Annotated in this window: 10 protein-coding genes; 5 read left to right on the top strand and 5 right to left on the bottom strand. The window is 61.3% G+C overall.

The features are described 5' to 3' along the window. Positions 1 to 28 precede the first annotated feature (28 nt). From RCCGE510_RS01155 to ppx, 4 genes are all read left to right on the top strand, one after another. Positions 29 to 1,153 carry an AI-2E family transporter gene (locus tag RCCGE510_RS01155; RefSeq protein WP_007626343.1) on the top strand — a complete coding sequence of 375 codons (1,125 nt, stop codon included), beginning with the start codon at positions 29 to 31 and terminating at the stop codon, positions 1,151 to 1,153. Then, a complete protein-coding gene (gene hdaA, locus RCCGE510_RS01150; protein WP_007626342.1) occupies positions 1,146 to 1,859 on the top strand; it encodes a DnaA regulatory inactivator HdaA in 714 nt (237 codons plus the stop codon). The genes RCCGE510_RS01155 and hdaA overlap by 8 nt, the downstream gene beginning before the upstream one ends. A 62-nt stretch (positions 1,860 to 1,921) precedes the next feature. Next, a complete protein-coding gene (locus RCCGE510_RS01145) occupies positions 1,922 to 4,126 on the top strand; it encodes an RNA degradosome polyphosphate kinase (RefSeq protein WP_007626339.1) in 2,205 nt (734 codons plus the stop codon). A 12-nt stretch (positions 4,127 to 4,138) separates the two neighbouring features. Continuing rightward, positions 4,139 to 5,659, top strand: coding sequence for an exopolyphosphatase (ppx, locus tag RCCGE510_RS01140; RefSeq protein WP_007626338.1), 1,521 nt, complete (start codon positions 4,139 to 4,141; stop codon positions 5,657 to 5,659). A 290-nt stretch (positions 5,660 to 5,949) separates the two neighbouring features. Here ppx and RCCGE510_RS01135 read toward each other — a convergent pair whose 3' ends face one another. From RCCGE510_RS01135 to RCCGE510_RS01120, 4 genes are all read right to left on the bottom strand, one after another. Then, positions 5,950 to 7,308: an esterase-like activity of phytase family protein gene (locus RCCGE510_RS01135; protein ID WP_007626337.1), complete on the bottom strand. Its 1,359-nt coding sequence runs from the start codon at positions 7,306 to 7,308 to the stop codon at positions 5,950 to 5,952. A 105-nt stretch (positions 7,309 to 7,413) separates the two neighbouring features. Continuing rightward, entirely contained in the window at positions 7,414 to 8,475 is a 1,062-nt protein-coding gene (locus RCCGE510_RS01130) for an adenylate/guanylate cyclase domain-containing protein (RefSeq protein ID WP_007626336.1), read from the bottom strand. Between the two features lie 268 nt (positions 8,476 to 8,743). After that, positions 8,744 to 9,889: a ribonuclease D gene (gene rnd / locus RCCGE510_RS01125; RefSeq protein WP_007626335.1), complete on the bottom strand. Its 1,146-nt coding sequence runs from the start codon at positions 9,887 to 9,889 to the stop codon at positions 8,744 to 8,746. A gap of 128 nt (positions 9,890 to 10,017) precedes the next feature. Next, the gene (locus RCCGE510_RS01120) at positions 10,018 to 11,409 is read right to left on the bottom strand and encodes a multicopper oxidase family protein (RefSeq protein WP_007626333.1); all 1,392 of its coding nucleotides are present in this window, start codon (positions 11,407 to 11,409) and stop codon (positions 10,018 to 10,020) included. Between the two features lie 255 nt (positions 11,410 to 11,664). On the opposite strand from RCCGE510_RS01120, the gene aspS reads away from it, so the two are divergent. Next, positions 11,665 to 13,455: an aspartate--tRNA ligase gene (aspS, locus tag RCCGE510_RS01115; protein WP_007626331.1), complete on the top strand. Its 1,791-nt coding sequence runs from the start codon at positions 11,665 to 11,667 to the stop codon at positions 13,453 to 13,455. A 107-nt stretch (positions 13,456 to 13,562) separates the two neighbouring features. Here the strand turns inward: aspS and RCCGE510_RS01110 are convergent, their stop codons facing one another. Then, complete coding sequence (locus tag RCCGE510_RS01110) at positions 13,563 to 14,732, bottom strand: serine hydrolase domain-containing protein (protein WP_007626330.1); 1,170 nt, start codon at positions 14,730 to 14,732, stop codon at positions 13,563 to 13,565. Positions 14,733 to 14,748: the final 16 nt, after the last annotated feature.

Raw genomic sequence — 14,748 nt, 5'->3', positions numbered from 1 at the left:
GCGGCGGAAAGCGAACAGCGGGGAAGCGATGCCACAGCAAGTTAGCGGCAACAGTCTCAAGCGTCAGATCTTCTTCTGGCTGGCAGTGCTCGTCTTCTTCATCGTTTTTCTCTATGTCTTCAGCTCGATCCTGCTGCCCTTTATCGCCGGCATGGCGATCGCCTATTTCCTCGATCCGGTGGCCGACCGGCTGGAGCGGCTGGGTCTGAGCCGCATGATGGCGACGGTCGGCATCCTCATCTCTTTCGTCATCGTCTTTGCGCTGGCGCTGATGATCCTCATTCCCGTGCTCGTCAGCCAGTTCAACGATTTCGCCGAGCGTCTGCCGACTTACATCAGCCAGTTGCAGCAATTCATCAGCCAATCGCAGAATTCCCTGCTGCCGGATTGGGTCAAGAGCCAGGCCGGCACGATCAAGGACAATTTCTCCGGCATCCTCTCCGAAGGCATGGGCTTCTTGACCGGGCTCTTCGCGCAGATCTGGAATTCCGGCAAGGCGATCGTCGACGTCATATCGCTGCTTGTCGTCACCCCCGTCGTCGCCTTCTATATCCTGCTTGATTGGGATCGTATGGTCGCCAAGGTCGATCAGTGGATCCCGCGCGATTATATCAGCGATGTTCGCCAGATCGCCAAGGAGATCGACCAGGCGATTGCCGGCTTCATCCGCGGCCAGGGCTCGCTTTGCCTCATCCTCGGCATTTATTATGCCGCGGGCCTCTCTCTCGTCGGCCTGAACTTCGGCCTGCTGATCGGGCTCTTTGCCGGCATGATCAGTTTCATTCCCTATGTCGGCTCGATGGTCGGCCTCGTTCTCGCTATCGGCGTCGCGATCGTCCAGTTCTGGCCGGATTATCCGTGGATCGGCCTGGTCCTCGCCGTCTTCTTCAGCGGCCAGTTCCTGGAAGGTAATATCCTGCAGCCGAAGCTCGTCGGCTCCAGCGTCGGCCTGCATCCGGTCTGGCTGATGTTTGCGCTGTTTGCCTTCGGCGCGCTCTTCGGTTTCGTCGGTCTTCTGGTCGCCGTGCCGGCCGCTGCCGCCGTCGGCGTCCTTGTTCGTTTCGCGCTTTCGCGTTACCTTCAGAGTGATCTTTATTTTGGCGTGTCGCCGACTGGCCGCGCCCGGAAGACGAAAACAGTTCCCCATGAATGACGTGAACAACGCTGATCCGAAGCGTAAGGCCGGAGAGCAGCTGCCGCTGGCCTTTTTGCACGATGCCGCAAGCGGGCGCGACGACCTCCTGATCTCGGAGCGTCTCGCTGCCGCCGTTTCGATCGTCGATGCCTGGCCGGCATGGCCATCGCCGGTCGTCGTGCTCGCCGGCCCGGTCGGTTCGGGAAAATCGCATCTCGCCCGCATCTGGCGGGAATTGAGCGGCGCCGTCGACATCCATCCCGAGCTTGGCTCGGACGCCGCGGTTGCTGCAGCGGCCGGTCCGGTGCTGTTCGAGGATGCCGACCGTCTTGGCTTCGACGACAATGCGCTGTTCCACGTCATTAACAGCGTCCGCGAAAACGGCACCAGCCTGTTGATAACAAGTCGTCTCTGGCCGATGTCCTGGCCGGTTTTGCTGCCCGATCTGCGCTCGCGCCTGAAAGCTGCAACCGTCGTCGAGATCGGCGAACCCGACGAGGCGTTGTTGTCGCAGGTGATCGTCAAGCTCTTTGCCGACCGGCAGCTTTATATAGATGACAAACTCGTGCTCTATATCGTTAACCGGATGGAGCGATCGCTGAATGCCGCTCAGACGATCGTCGAAAGGCTTGACCGGCTGGCCCTGTCGCGGGGCACGAAAATCACCCGGTCTCTGGCCGCCGAGGTATTGAATGAATTGGGAAATTCGGAGCCGGCCGATTGACTGTCACAGTTCCGTCGTGAAACTGATATAATTGCCTTCGGCGATTGAGAACGGGGTAGACCATGGATAGTGCAGTCGCAGAGCATCAGGAACTTACTCCGCAATCCAACGACAACACTCCCCCGCTGGAAGAACTGCTCAAGAGCCCCGAGCGCTTCATCAACCGAGAATTTTCCTGGCTGCAGTTCAACCGCCGTGTCCTGGAAGAAACGCTGAATACCGAGCATCCTTTGCTTGAGCGCGTTCGCTTCCTGTCGATCTCGGCCGCCAACCTCGATGAATTCTTCATGGTGCGTGTCGCCGGCCTAGAGGGCCAGGTGCGCCAGAACATCGTCATCCGCAGCCCCGACGGCAAGACGCCGGCCGAGCAGCTCGAGTCGATCCTGCAGGAAATCGACCATCTGCAGATGGAGCAGCAGGCCTCGCTCGCCGTGCTGCAGCAGTATCTCGCCAAGGAAGACATCCTGATCGTCCGCCCCGGCGCCTTGAGCGATGCCGATCGCCAGTGGCTGGCCGCCGAATTCGAACAAGCGATCTTTCCGGTTCTGACGCCGCTGTCGATTGATCCGGCCCATCCGTTCCCGTTCATTCCAAATCTCGGCTTCTCGATCGGCCTGCAGCTCGTCAGCAAGAACGGCCGCGACCCGATGACGGCGCTGCTGCGCCTGCCGCCGGCGCTCGACCGCTTCGTCCGTCTGCCGGATGATGGAAGCACGATCCGCTACATCACCCTGGAAGATGTCGCCAACATCTTCATCCACCGGCTCTACCCGGGTTACGAGGTGCAGGGCTCCGGTACGTTCCGCGTCATCCGCGACAGCGATATCGAAGTCGAGGAAGAGGCTGAGGATCTTGTCCGCTTCTTCGAAACGGCGCTGAAGCGGCGCCGCCGCGGCAAGGTCATCCGTATCGAGACCGACTCGGAAATGCCGGCCTCGCTGCGCCAGTTCGTCGTTCAGGCGCTCAATATCCCTGACAATCGCGTCGCCGTTCTGCCGGGCCTTCTGGCGCTGAACACTCTGTCCGAGATCACCAAGGCGCCGCGCGAGGATCTCAGGTTTCCGTCCTACAATGCGCGATTTCCCGAGCGCGTCCGCGAACATGCCGGCGACTGCTTCGCCGCCATCCGCGAAAAGGACATGGTCGTCCATCACCCCTACGAATCTTTCGACGTGGTGGTCCAGTTTCTTCTCCAGGCTGCGCGCGATCCTGACGTCCTGGCGATAAAGCAGACGCTCTACCGCACTTCCAACGACAGCCCGATCGTCCGCGCGCTGATCGACGCCGCCGAAGCCGGCAAGTCGGTGACGGCGCTGGTCGAGCTGAAGGCCCGCTTCGATGAAGAGGCGAACATCCGCTGGGCGCGCGATCTCGAGCGCGCCGGCGTGCAGGTCGTCTTCGGCTTCATCGAGCTCAAGACCCACGCCAAGATGTCGATGGTCGTCCGCCGCGAGGAAGGCAAGCTCAGGACCTATTGCCACCTCGGAACCGGCAACTACCACCCGATCACCGCGAAGATCTACACCGACCTGTCCTATTTCACCTGCAATCCGGTCATCGCCCACGACATGGCGAACATCTTCAACTTCATCACCGGCTATGGCGAGCCGGAACAGAGCATGCAGCTCGCCATCTCACCCTATACGATGCGCCCGCGCATCCTGCGCCACATCGAGGAAGAGATACAGCACGCCAGGAACGGCGCCCCGGCGGCGATATGGATGAAGATGAATTCGCTTGTCGACCCCGATATTATCGACGCGCTCTATCGCGCCAGCCATGCCGGCGTCGAGATCGATCTCGTCGTGCGCGGCATCTGCTGCCTGCGTCCGCAGGTGCCCGGCCTTTCCGAAAAGATCCGCGTCAAGTCGATCATCGGCCGCTTCCTCGAGCACAGCCGTATCTTCTGTTTCGGCAACGGCCACGGCCTGCCGTCCGACAAGGCGCTGGTTTACATCGGTTCGGCGGACATGATGCCGAGAAATCTCGATCGCCGCGTCGAAACCATGGTTCCGCTGACGAACCCGACCGTTCACGAGCAGGTCTTGTCACAGATTATGCTCGGCAACGTGATTGACAATCAACAAAGCTACGAGATATTGCCCGACGGTACGTCGCGGCGCATGGAAGTGCGCAGGGGCGAGGAACCGTTCAACGCGCAGCAGTATTTCATGACCAATCCGAGCCTGTCGGGCCGTGGTGAAGCTCTGAAGTCCAGTGCGCCGAAGCTGATCGCCGGCTTGCTCGAAGGCCGCAACAACAAGTAAAACTGGACCTAGATGGTTGAATCTGAAGCCCAGGGGCGCCTTCCGGGGATCGCCCCGGTCTCCGTCGTCGATATTGGATCGAATTCCATTCGTCTTGTCGTCTATGAAGGCATGTCCCGTTCGCCAACCGTCCTGTTCAACGAAAAGGTTCTCTGCGGCCTCGGCAGGGGCATAGCCCTGACCGGCAAGATGGATGAAGCCAGCGTCATAAGGGCTTTGGCGTCGCTGCACCGTTTCAAGGCCCTGTCCGACCAGGCGCGCGCCGCCACCATGTATGTATTGGCGACGGCCGCCGCGCGCGAGGCAAGCAACGGCCCTGATTTCATCCATCAGGCGGAAACCATCCTCGGCCGCAAGGTCCGCGTCCTCTCGGGCGAGGAGGAGGCGAAATTCGCCTCGCTCGGCATCATCAGCGGCTTCTTCAATCCCGATGGCATTGCCGGCGACCTCGGCGGCGGCTCGCTTGAACTGATCGATATCAAGGGCAAGGAGTTCGGCAAGGGCATCACGCTGCCGCTCGGCGGCCTGCGCCTGTCGGAATATGCCGGCGGCTCGCTCTCCAAGGCCCGCACCTTTGCCCGCAAGCAGGTGAAGACGGCAAAGCTGCTGTCGAAAGGCGAGGGGCGCACCTTCTACGCCGTCGGCGGCACCTGGCGAAACATCGCCAAGCTGCATATGGAGATGACTCACTATCCGCTGCATATGATGCAGGGTTATGAGGTCTCGCTCGAAGCGATGATGCTGTTCCTCGAACAGGTGGTGACCGCGCGCGATTCGAAGGAGCCGGCGCTGCAGGCCGTGTCCAAGCATCGCCGTTCGCTGCTGCCCTTCGGCGCCGTTGCCATGACGGAAGTGCTGAGCGCGATGAAGCCGTCGAAGATTTCCTTCTCGGCGCAGGGTGTGCGCGAGGGATATCTCTATTCGCTGCTGTCGGAGGGCGAACGCCGCCTCGATCCGCTGCTTGCTGCTGCCGGCGAACTGGCTATCCTGCGTGCGCGTTCGCCGGAGCATGCCCGCGAACTGGCGGAATGGACCGGCCGCATGATGCCACTCTTCGGCGTCCAGGAAACAGAAGAGGAAAGCCGCTACCGTCAGGCGGCCTGTCTGCTTGCCGATATCAGCTGGCGTGCCCATCCCGATTATCGCGGTCTACAGGCGCTGAACGTCATCGCCCACTCTTCCTTCGTCGGCATCAGTCATCCCGGCCGCGCCTTTATTGCGCTCAGCAACTACTACCGTTTCGAGGGCCTGCACGACGACGGCGCGACCGGCCCGCTGGCGCAGATCGCCACTCCCCAGTTCATCGAGCGCGCTAAGCTGCTCGGCGGCATGCTGCGTGTCGTCTACCTCTTCTCGGCCTCGATGCCCGGAATCGTCAAGAACCTGACCTTCCGCAAATCGTCGAGCCCGGACATCGACCTCGAATTCGTCGTGCCCCCCGAATACCGCGATTTCGCCGGCGAACGCCTGGACGGCCGCCTGCAGCAGCTGTCGAAGCTGACAAACAAAAAGCTGGCGTTTCTGTTCGAGTAGGTCTGATTTGCGGCCGTTGTGCCGAGGAGGCCCCCTCTGGCCTGCCGGCCATCTCCCCCACGGGTGGGGAGATTACAAGTGGCATGACCTTCCCGCATCTTGAACGTCAACCCGAGTTGAATCGCTGATTGTTTGGGGAAGCCCCTGCGCCCAGCCAATCTCCCCACCTGTGGGGGAGATGCCCGGCAGGGCAGAGGGGGGCACACACGGCACAACGCCAAAATTTCGAAATCACCACCAACCAAAGGCGGCACTTCCGCACCGCCCTCTCCATCTCAAACCAAACCGAATTACTTCGCGCTCAGAAACTCGCCAACCTCAAGCAGGCTGAACTCGTTATCATCAGCCTTGTCGACGGCGCGGCCGGCGGAGAAGGGCAGGTTGTTGTCGTTGCCGATGATGATGTGGGTGGCGTCGACGCGGTCGACGTTTTCAATCGTCACGAAGGGCATGTCGTAGACGCCGTCCTTGGCTCCGGCCTTCTTCTTGCTGTCTGGGTCCTGGATATTCAGAAGGTCGATATAGCCGATCTTGCGGACGGCCTTGCCGACATTGGCATCGTTGAACTCGATCTTGTAGACGCGCTTCAGCTCGGCCGGCGCCTCGAAGCAATCCGGCTTCGGCTGCTTCGGGTCGGCGCAGGCCTTGTCCTTGGTGCCGGCGCCGCTGTCACGCTCGATGACGAGAGCGGTGGTGTCGTCAAGCATGTTGAAGTCGCCGATCGACACACCCTTGTCTTCGAACGGATAGAGCCAGCTGCGGCCGGTCCACTTCTTGGAGGCGACGTCGAATTCGATGACGCGGACGGCGGTGTGGCCATCGACCGATTCCATCTGGCCGTCATCCTTGTAGATGGCGCCTTCGAGCAGGCCGTAGAGCTTGGAGCCATCCCTGGACATGGCGAGGCCTTCGAAGCCGCCGGAGCGCTTCAGGTTGAAGACCGGCATCTTCGCAGCCGGGTTGCCCGGAAGCTGGATCAGCGGATTGTCGGGCGAAAGCACCGGCTTGCCGTCGAGCGTCGTCGCGATGACGTTGGTGAGGCGGCCTGCTGTGTCGAACTTCAGGATATAGGGACCGAATTCGTCGCCGAGCCAGAAGCCGTCGGCAACCGGCTGGATCGATTCGATGTCGAAGTCGGCGCCGGTGAGATAACGTGTATCGGTGCCTTCAAGCACGATCGGGAACGGCGCGATCTTGTTTGGATCGGAGAGGAAGAGGTTCTTGACGACATCAGCCTTGTTGGTCGCCCAGTCGAATTTCATCTGGTGCAGGAAGAGCATGGCGTCGGAGGAATTGGCCTTCGAGCCGAAGCCGTTGTCCGTGAGCGTCCAGAAGCTGCCGTCGGCCATCGTCTTGATGCCCGAGAAGCCTTGGATCGCTTGACCCTCGAAGGAAAGCTTCAGGTCGGTCACGCGGGCGCCATCCTTACCGGGAACCGTGCCGAGCGCTTCGGTGCGCTTGCGGTCCGCCGTCGTGAACTTGCCGGAATGCTTGAGGAACTCAGGAGCATCGGCCGGAGCCGGAGCCATGGTGTTGGCAGGCAGGATCGCCTGGCCGGCGAGCTTGGCCGGGAACTGCTGCTGGTCGGCGGAAGCGGAGGCCGCGACCAGGATGAAAAGCGACACGGAAGCAAAAAGAATGGTCTTCATAATATCCCCATGAAACGGATGCGAATGGCTTCCGCTTAGCAGGGCTTCCGTGTCAGCGAATTGACGGTTGGGTGAAGCTTTGGTGATGCGCAGCAGAACGGTCGCTCAGCCGTGCAGAATGACCGCCGGCGTGTTCAGCACGGTAACCGCGCGCGAGGAAAGCGCCATGACGCCAAGCGCCTGGCCGCGCCCCTTGACGGCATGGGTGCCGAGATCCTCGCAAGCGATGTCGTCGGGAAACTCCATGCGCCGGGCAAGCTCGGAGGAGATGAGCACCGGCCGGTTCAGGCTGCGGCAGAGGGTCTCCAGCCGAGCGGTGGTGTTCACCGTGTCGCCGAAATAGCTGATCTTGTGATGGTCGACGCCGATTTCGGCGGTGATGATCTCGCCGCCGTGAAGGGCGGCACGAAGCTTCGGCACCTGTCCGTAGCTTTTCCGCCAGCCGGCGGCATTGGCTTCGATATCGGCGAGGATATCGAACATACAGCGCACGCAACGCGCATTCTTAACGCCGCGGGCAAGCGGCCAGGTGATGATCGCCGCATCGCCGACATAGTCGTTGATCATGCCCTTGTGGCGCCGGACCGGCTCGGCGAAGGTCGCAAACAGCGAGCTCAGCAGCTGCTGCGCGCGGAGGTCGCCGTGCTTTTCGGCAAAGGCAGTCGAATCGACCAGATCGATGAACAGGAAGACACGCTCTTCCCTGACCGGATTGCGATAGCGGCTGACCAGCATGCTGAGGAATACCTCGCGGCCGAGCAGTTCCCGCACGCGCAGGATGAAGATCAGCGCCGAGCAGACGGCAAGCGCATAGAGGAAGACCTCGTAGGGCATGATGACGAGATCGAGAAACGACGTTGGCTTCACCATTCCGATTGACGAGAGCAGCAGAGCGCCGCAGGCAAAACCGATGCTCATCAGGATCTCGTAGATCACCAATTCGCTGATGATGAAGGCGAAGGTCGGCAGCCTCTGGATATGTCTGTACAGCCCGCGGAACAACGCTTTGCGCTCGAAGGCAATGATCGGCATGCCGATAAACAGCGCGAAGATTGCGCCGACAACGGGCGTCTGATTGGAGTAGAACATCAGATCGTAGACAACGCCGCTGGCGGCCAGAACGATCGTGATCAGGATCCAGTTCTGCGTCGGAGAGATTTCCCGCATGCTGTCCTTCACCAAATAATGGTTCTTCCAGCCATTGTTTCAGCTGGGAAAAAAGCGTCAAGCGAATTCGATGCGGTCTTACAACCCCGCGCGTCACACAGACGCGTGGGTTGTAAGACCTTGAAGCCAGCTCGAACAGGATGATTTTAGGCCCGGTTGGCCTAAAATCTGAATCCTGCGCTCGGCCTAAAATCTGAATCCTGTTCTACATTAAAGAGTTAGAGCATGATGTCATAAGAAAACCGCTCATACTTTTCGGCATCGTGCTCTAGAGGCTGATGGTCTCGACCTTCCGGTCGACGAAGCGCAGAGCGATCTGACCTTGGATCAGCTGCAGCGCCGGCTCGCCGAATAGATCGCGCCGCCAGCCGTGCAGGGCCCCGACTTCGGCCTTCTCGCCCTCGGCAGCGATCCTGTCGAGATCCTCGCTGTTGGCGATCACCTTCGGCGCCACGCCGTGTTTTTCCGAAATCAGCTTCAAGAGAACCTTCAGCAGTTCGACAGCAGCAGCAGCTCCTTCGGGCGCCTGCGCCTGGCGCGGCACATGTGGCATATCGGCCTTCGGAAGAGCGAGCGCCGTATTGACAGCCTCGATGACGGCGGCGCCGGAGGTCGAGCGCTCCCAGCCTTTCGGAATAGTGCGTAGGCGACCGAGCGCCTCGGTATCCTTGGGCTGTTGCTGGGCGATCTCGTAAATCGCATCATCCTTCAGCACCCGCGAACGCGGCACGTTGCGCGCCCGCGCCTCGCGTTCGCGCCAGGCGGCAACATATTTCAGGACCGCCAGCTCCTGCGGCTTGCGCAACCGCATCTTCAGCCGCTGCCAGGCATCGTCGGGATGCATGTCGTAGGTTTCGCGCGCCTCGAGGACGTCCATCTCCTCGGAGAGCCAGGAGGTACGGCCTTCGCGATCGAGTTGCGCCTTCAGCGACAGGTAGACATCGCGCAGATGGGTGACGTCCGCCAGCGCATATTCCAGCTGCTTGTCGGACAGCGGCCGGCGGCTCCAGTCGGTGAAGCGCGACGACTTGTCAATATGGACATTCTTGATGCGGCTGACCAGCTGGTCATAGGAGACGCTGTCTCCGAAGCCACAAACCATCGCGGCGACCTGCGTGTCGAAGATCGGATGCGGAATGAGATTGCCGCGATTGAAGATGATTTCGATGTCCTGACGCGCCGCGTGAAAGACCTTCAGCACCTTCGAATCGGCCATCAACTCGAAGAAGGGGGAGAGGTCGATCCCCTTGGCCAACGGATCGACGAGAACTTCGGTTGTCGGGCTTGCCATCTGGATCAGGCAAAGCTCCGGCCAGAAGGTCGTCTCGCGCAGGAATTCGGTGTCGATGGTGATGAAGTCGGACTTGGCCAGCTCTTTGCAGGCGGCCGCCAAATCGGCGGTGGTTTCGATCATATCATTTCATTCGCAAGGAAAAGGTCGGTTGAACCTTCCTTCTCCTTTCGCTTCGATATGTCAATACAAGAGCATAGGCTTCGAGCATTGCTGGATAAGAATTACGTCCAAACTGCGGCAAGGCCGCCTCAGGTCACTCTGACGTAACTGGTCATCCCGGTTTTCTGGTGCTCGATGATATGACAATGCAGCAGCCAGTCGCCAGGATTGTCGGCGACGAAGGCGAGCTGCACTTTTTCGTCGGGCTGGATGAGATAGGTATCGGAGATGAGCGGCATCACCTCCCTGGTCGAAGAGGAGATCACCGTGAAGCTCATCCCGTGAAGATGGATCGGATGCGCATGCGGTGTGGTATTTTCCAGATTGAAGACATAGCTCTTGCCGAGCTTCAGTTCAGCCAGCGGCGCCGTCGGATCCGGCGTGTCGCCTGGCCACGGCACCTTGTTGATTGCCCAGAAACTGTAGCCGAGCGTGCCGCAGATGCTTTCGACAGCGGTGTTCTCGGCGGTGGCGCTCAGCACCAGCGGGATCTGTTCGGCGGCGGAAAGGTCGGCTTTCGCCACCGGATTTTCGACAAGCGGCCCGAGATCGCCGATATCGCGCTTCAACGATGATCCGACCGCGCGCAGGCTGGCGATGGTCTTCGGCGTGGTGCCGCGGATATCTTCGAGCGTCGCTACGGCGCCTTCGCTGTCCGGCATGCGCACGGCAAGATCGAGCCGTTGACCCGGACCGATCTGCAGCAGGTCGAGGGGGAAACGCTTCGGCACCGGATTGCCGTCGATCGCGATGACGGTCGTATCGGCGCCTTCCACCTTCAGCGAGAAGATCCGCGTCACGTCGGTGACGGCGATGCGCAGCCGCACCAGCCCGCCGGCCGGGGCGTCATATTGCGGCTCCTGGTGCCAGTTGGCGGTGCGCACGGTGCCGTAGGTGCCGGACTTGGCGGCGTCGCGCGGCTTGAAAGCGGCGATGAACTGCCCGTCGCCGCCAAGCCGCCAGTCGCGCAGGTTCAGCACCACTTCCGCATCGAATTCTGGATCGGCCGGATCTTCGACGACGATGACGCCGGTCATGCCATGCCCCATCTGCGTCAGCGTGTTGCAATGCGGATGGTACCAGAAAGTGCCGGCATCGGGAGGCGTGAAGACGTAGTCGAAGCTGTCGCCGGTATAGATATAGGGCTGCGTCATGAACGGCACGCCGTCCATGCGGTTGTCGATGCGAAGCCCATGCCAGTGGATCGTCGTCGGCTCGTCGAGCCCGTTTTTCAACCGCGCCGCATAGGGTCGCCCCTTTTTCATCCGCAGAACCGGCGGCATGCCGTCCTGGCCCCAGCTCATGATATCCCGGGTCGGCCCGGCCTCGGTCAGCATGGCCTCGGTCTTCACCGCCGTCAGCAACTGCGGCTCGGGGGCTGCCTCGGCAAGCCCGAATTTGCCGGCAACGCCGATGCCGACGCCATAGGCGCCCGCGACAGCGGATGCCTTGAGAAGGTTGCGGCGGGTCAGGAGAGACATGCGGAGGCTCCACAGTGATAATGCCGATCCTTTTAAAGTTGACCCGCTCCTTCATCAATATGGGAAGTGCGGCCAAACTGCCCAGCATACGGGTCGCGTCCTCGCCATAAACGCGTGCCAAACGCGCGGGTGGCACGCGCCAAGCCTTGACAAATCGGAGCGTCCATGCGCTTTTCCGCCCGATTTTCTTGTCGGCGCTTGAGGGGTCTTGGAGCCCTTGCTGCCGTCTTAAGCCACATGCCAGGAATTGAGATCATGCATCGCTATCGCAGCCACACATGCGCCGCCCTCCGCAAGACAGATGTCGGCTCGACCGTCCGCATCTCCGGCTGGGTCCACCGCGTTCGCGACCATGGCGGCGTCCTGTTCATCGACCTTCGCGACCATTACGGCATCACCCAGGTTGTCGCCGATCCTGATAGCCCGGCCTTCAAAATGGCGGAGACCGTGCGCGGCGAGTGGGTGATCCGCATCGACGGCCTCGTCAAGGCCCGCACCGACGACACCGTCAACAAAACAATGGCGACCGGCGAGATTGAGCTTTACGCCCAGGAGATCGAAGTGCTCTCCGCCGCCAAGGAACTGCCGCTGCCAGTCTTCGGCGAGCCGGATTATCCCGAAGACGTCCGCCTCAAGTACCGCTTTCTCGATCTTCGCCGCGAAACGCTGCATAAGAACATCGTCAAGCGCACCCAGGTCATTTCGGCGATGCGCCGAGAAATGGGCAATGTCGGCTTCACAGAATATACGACGCCGATCTTGACGGCCTCCTCGCCGGAAGGCGCACGCGACTTCCTCGTGCCCTCGCGCATCCATCCCGGCACCTTCTACGCCCTGCCGCAGGCGCCGCAGCAGTATAAGCAACTGCTGATGGTGGCGGGCTTCGACCGTTACTTCCAGATCGCACCCTGCTTCCGCGACGAAGACCCGCGTGCCGACCGCCTGCCGGGCGAATTCTACCAGCTCGACCTCGAAATGAGCTTCGTCACCCAGGAGGACGTCTGGGACACGATGGGTCCGCTGATGACCAGCGTCTTCGAGGAGTTCGCGGAAGGCAAGCCGGTCACCAAGGAATGGCCGCGCATCCCCTATGGCGAGGCGATCCGCAAATATGGTTCGGACAAGCCGGACCTGCGCAACCCGATCGTCATGGAAGCCGTGACCGAGCATTTCGCCGGCTCCGGCTTCAAGGTTTTCGCCGGCATGATTGCCTCGAACCCAAAGGTTCAGATCTGGGCGATCCCGGCCAAGACAGGCGGCTCGCGCGCCTTCTGCGACCGCATGAACGCCTGGGCGCAGAGCCAGGGCCAGCCTGGCCTCGGATATATCTTCTGGCGCAGCGAGAACGACAAGCTCGAAGGTGCCGGCCCGCTTGCCAAGAATATCGGCGAGGAGCGGACCGACGCGATCCGCACCCAGCTCGGTCTCGGCGATGGCGACGCCTGCTTCTTCGTCGCCGGCGAACCGGAAAAATTCTACAAGTTTGCCGGCGAGGCGCGCACCAAGGCCGGCGAAGAACTGAACCTCGTCGACCGTGACCGCTTCGAACTGTGCTGGATCGTCGACTTCCCCTTCTTCGAGTGGAGCGAGGAAGACAAGAAGGTCGATTTCGCCCACAACCCGTTCTCGATGCCGCAGGGCGGTCTCGAAGCACTGCAGAACCAGGATCCGTTGACGATCAAGGCTTTCCAGTATGACGCCGTCTGCAACGGCTTCGAAATCGCCTCGGGCTCGATTCGTAACCAGTCGCCGGAAACCATGGTCGCTGCCTTCGAGAAAGTCGGTCTTAGCCAGCAGGATGTCGAAGATCGTTTCGGCGGCCTCTACCGCGCCTTCCAGTACGGCGCGCCGCCGCATGGTGGTGCTGCCTTCGGTATCGACCGCGTTGTCATGCTGCTCGTTGGCGCGAAGAACCTGCGCGAGATCTCGCTGTTCCCGATGAACCAGCAGGCCCAGGATCTGCTGATGGGCGCGCCGAGCCCGGCAGCGCCGACACAGCTGCGTGAACTCGCGATCCGGCCGATCCCCCCGGTCAAGAAGGACTGAGGATCGTCTGATCCCCAATGCAAAGGCCCGGCGACCGCTGAACTGCCCCGAAGGTTGCTGTCCAACTTTCGAGGGGCAGTTCAAATCGTCGGGCTTTTTGCTGTCGTTCACAATGCGGCGTAGATCGCCTCGCGTAGATCGACCGTGAACTTGCCCCACATGCCCTCCAGCGTCGTGTTCGTCAGCGCAACGACGGTCAGGCCGTTGACCGGGTCGATGAACCAGCTATGACCATAGACGCCGCCCCATTTCAGCGTGCCCTTGGGGAAGGGCACGCCCGCCTCGGCCGGATCGGTGATGACAGACCAGCCGAAGCCAAAGCCGGAGCCGGGTTCGTGGTGCTGGCGGTACCCGCCGGCCTGATCCGTCATCATCATCCGCACGGTTTCGTTAGAGAGCAGCGGTCCACCACCCCTGCGGATGGTTTCGAGCACGGCAAGGACGTCAGCCGCCGTTCCCGCCATGCCCCCGCCGCCGGAATGATAGGAGGAGGGGTCGAAAATACGGTTCGGCGCGAAACGGATGGGACCCATCTGCGACATCACCAGCGCATTCTCGCCCATCAGCGCCGGTTCCGGTGACGCGTCCATATACGCGGCCGCCAGCCGGCTGCGGTCACGAACCGAAAAAGCGGTATCGGCGAGTCCAAGCGGTCTCGTCACCAGTTCGGCAACGGCCTCCTCCAACGCCACGCCGGTTTCCGCCTCGATGACGCCGCCGAGAACATCCATGGCAAGGGAATATTGCCAGTCGCTGCCTGGCGTAAAACGCAGCGGCACGCTGGCGATCCGCCGCAGATTTTCGGCGAGTGGCAGTCCCGGTTGATCGAGGCCGTCGGAAATGCCGGCGCTGATATAGGGACCACCATCCTCTTCGGAGAAGCTATAGCCGAGACCGGATGTATGGGTCAGCAGGTGGCGGAGGCGAATGGTGGCTTCGCTGCCGTCGGGCAACTTTGGCCGGAACTCCGGCAGCCATCGGGTCACCGGGTCGTCGAGCCCGATTCTCGCCTGCTCGACGAGCCGCATCGCGGCGATGGTGACGATCGGCTTGGTGATGGAGGCAAGCCTGAAAATCATGTCCTCGCGCATCGCCAGACGGTTTTCGCGATCGGCGAGGCCGGCTGCGCGGCGATGAATGATCTCTCCGTCGCGGGCGACGAGCACGACTGTCCCGACCAGCCGCTTTTCGTCGAGCGCGCTGGCTATTGCCGTATCGACGGCTGCGCCGAGGGATGAACGCCTGTTGGCTTCTGCTTTTTCGAGGGGAAGACTCATCAGATTAAACCTTCTA

The organism is Rhizobium sp. CCGE 510, from assembly GCF_000292525.1.
In the GTDB taxonomy this organism is placed as follows: domain Bacteria; phylum Pseudomonadota; class Alphaproteobacteria; order Rhizobiales; family Rhizobiaceae; genus Rhizobium.
The sequence above is the reverse complement of the archived record's forward strand: the minus strand, read 5'-3'. Positions and strand labels throughout refer to the sequence as shown.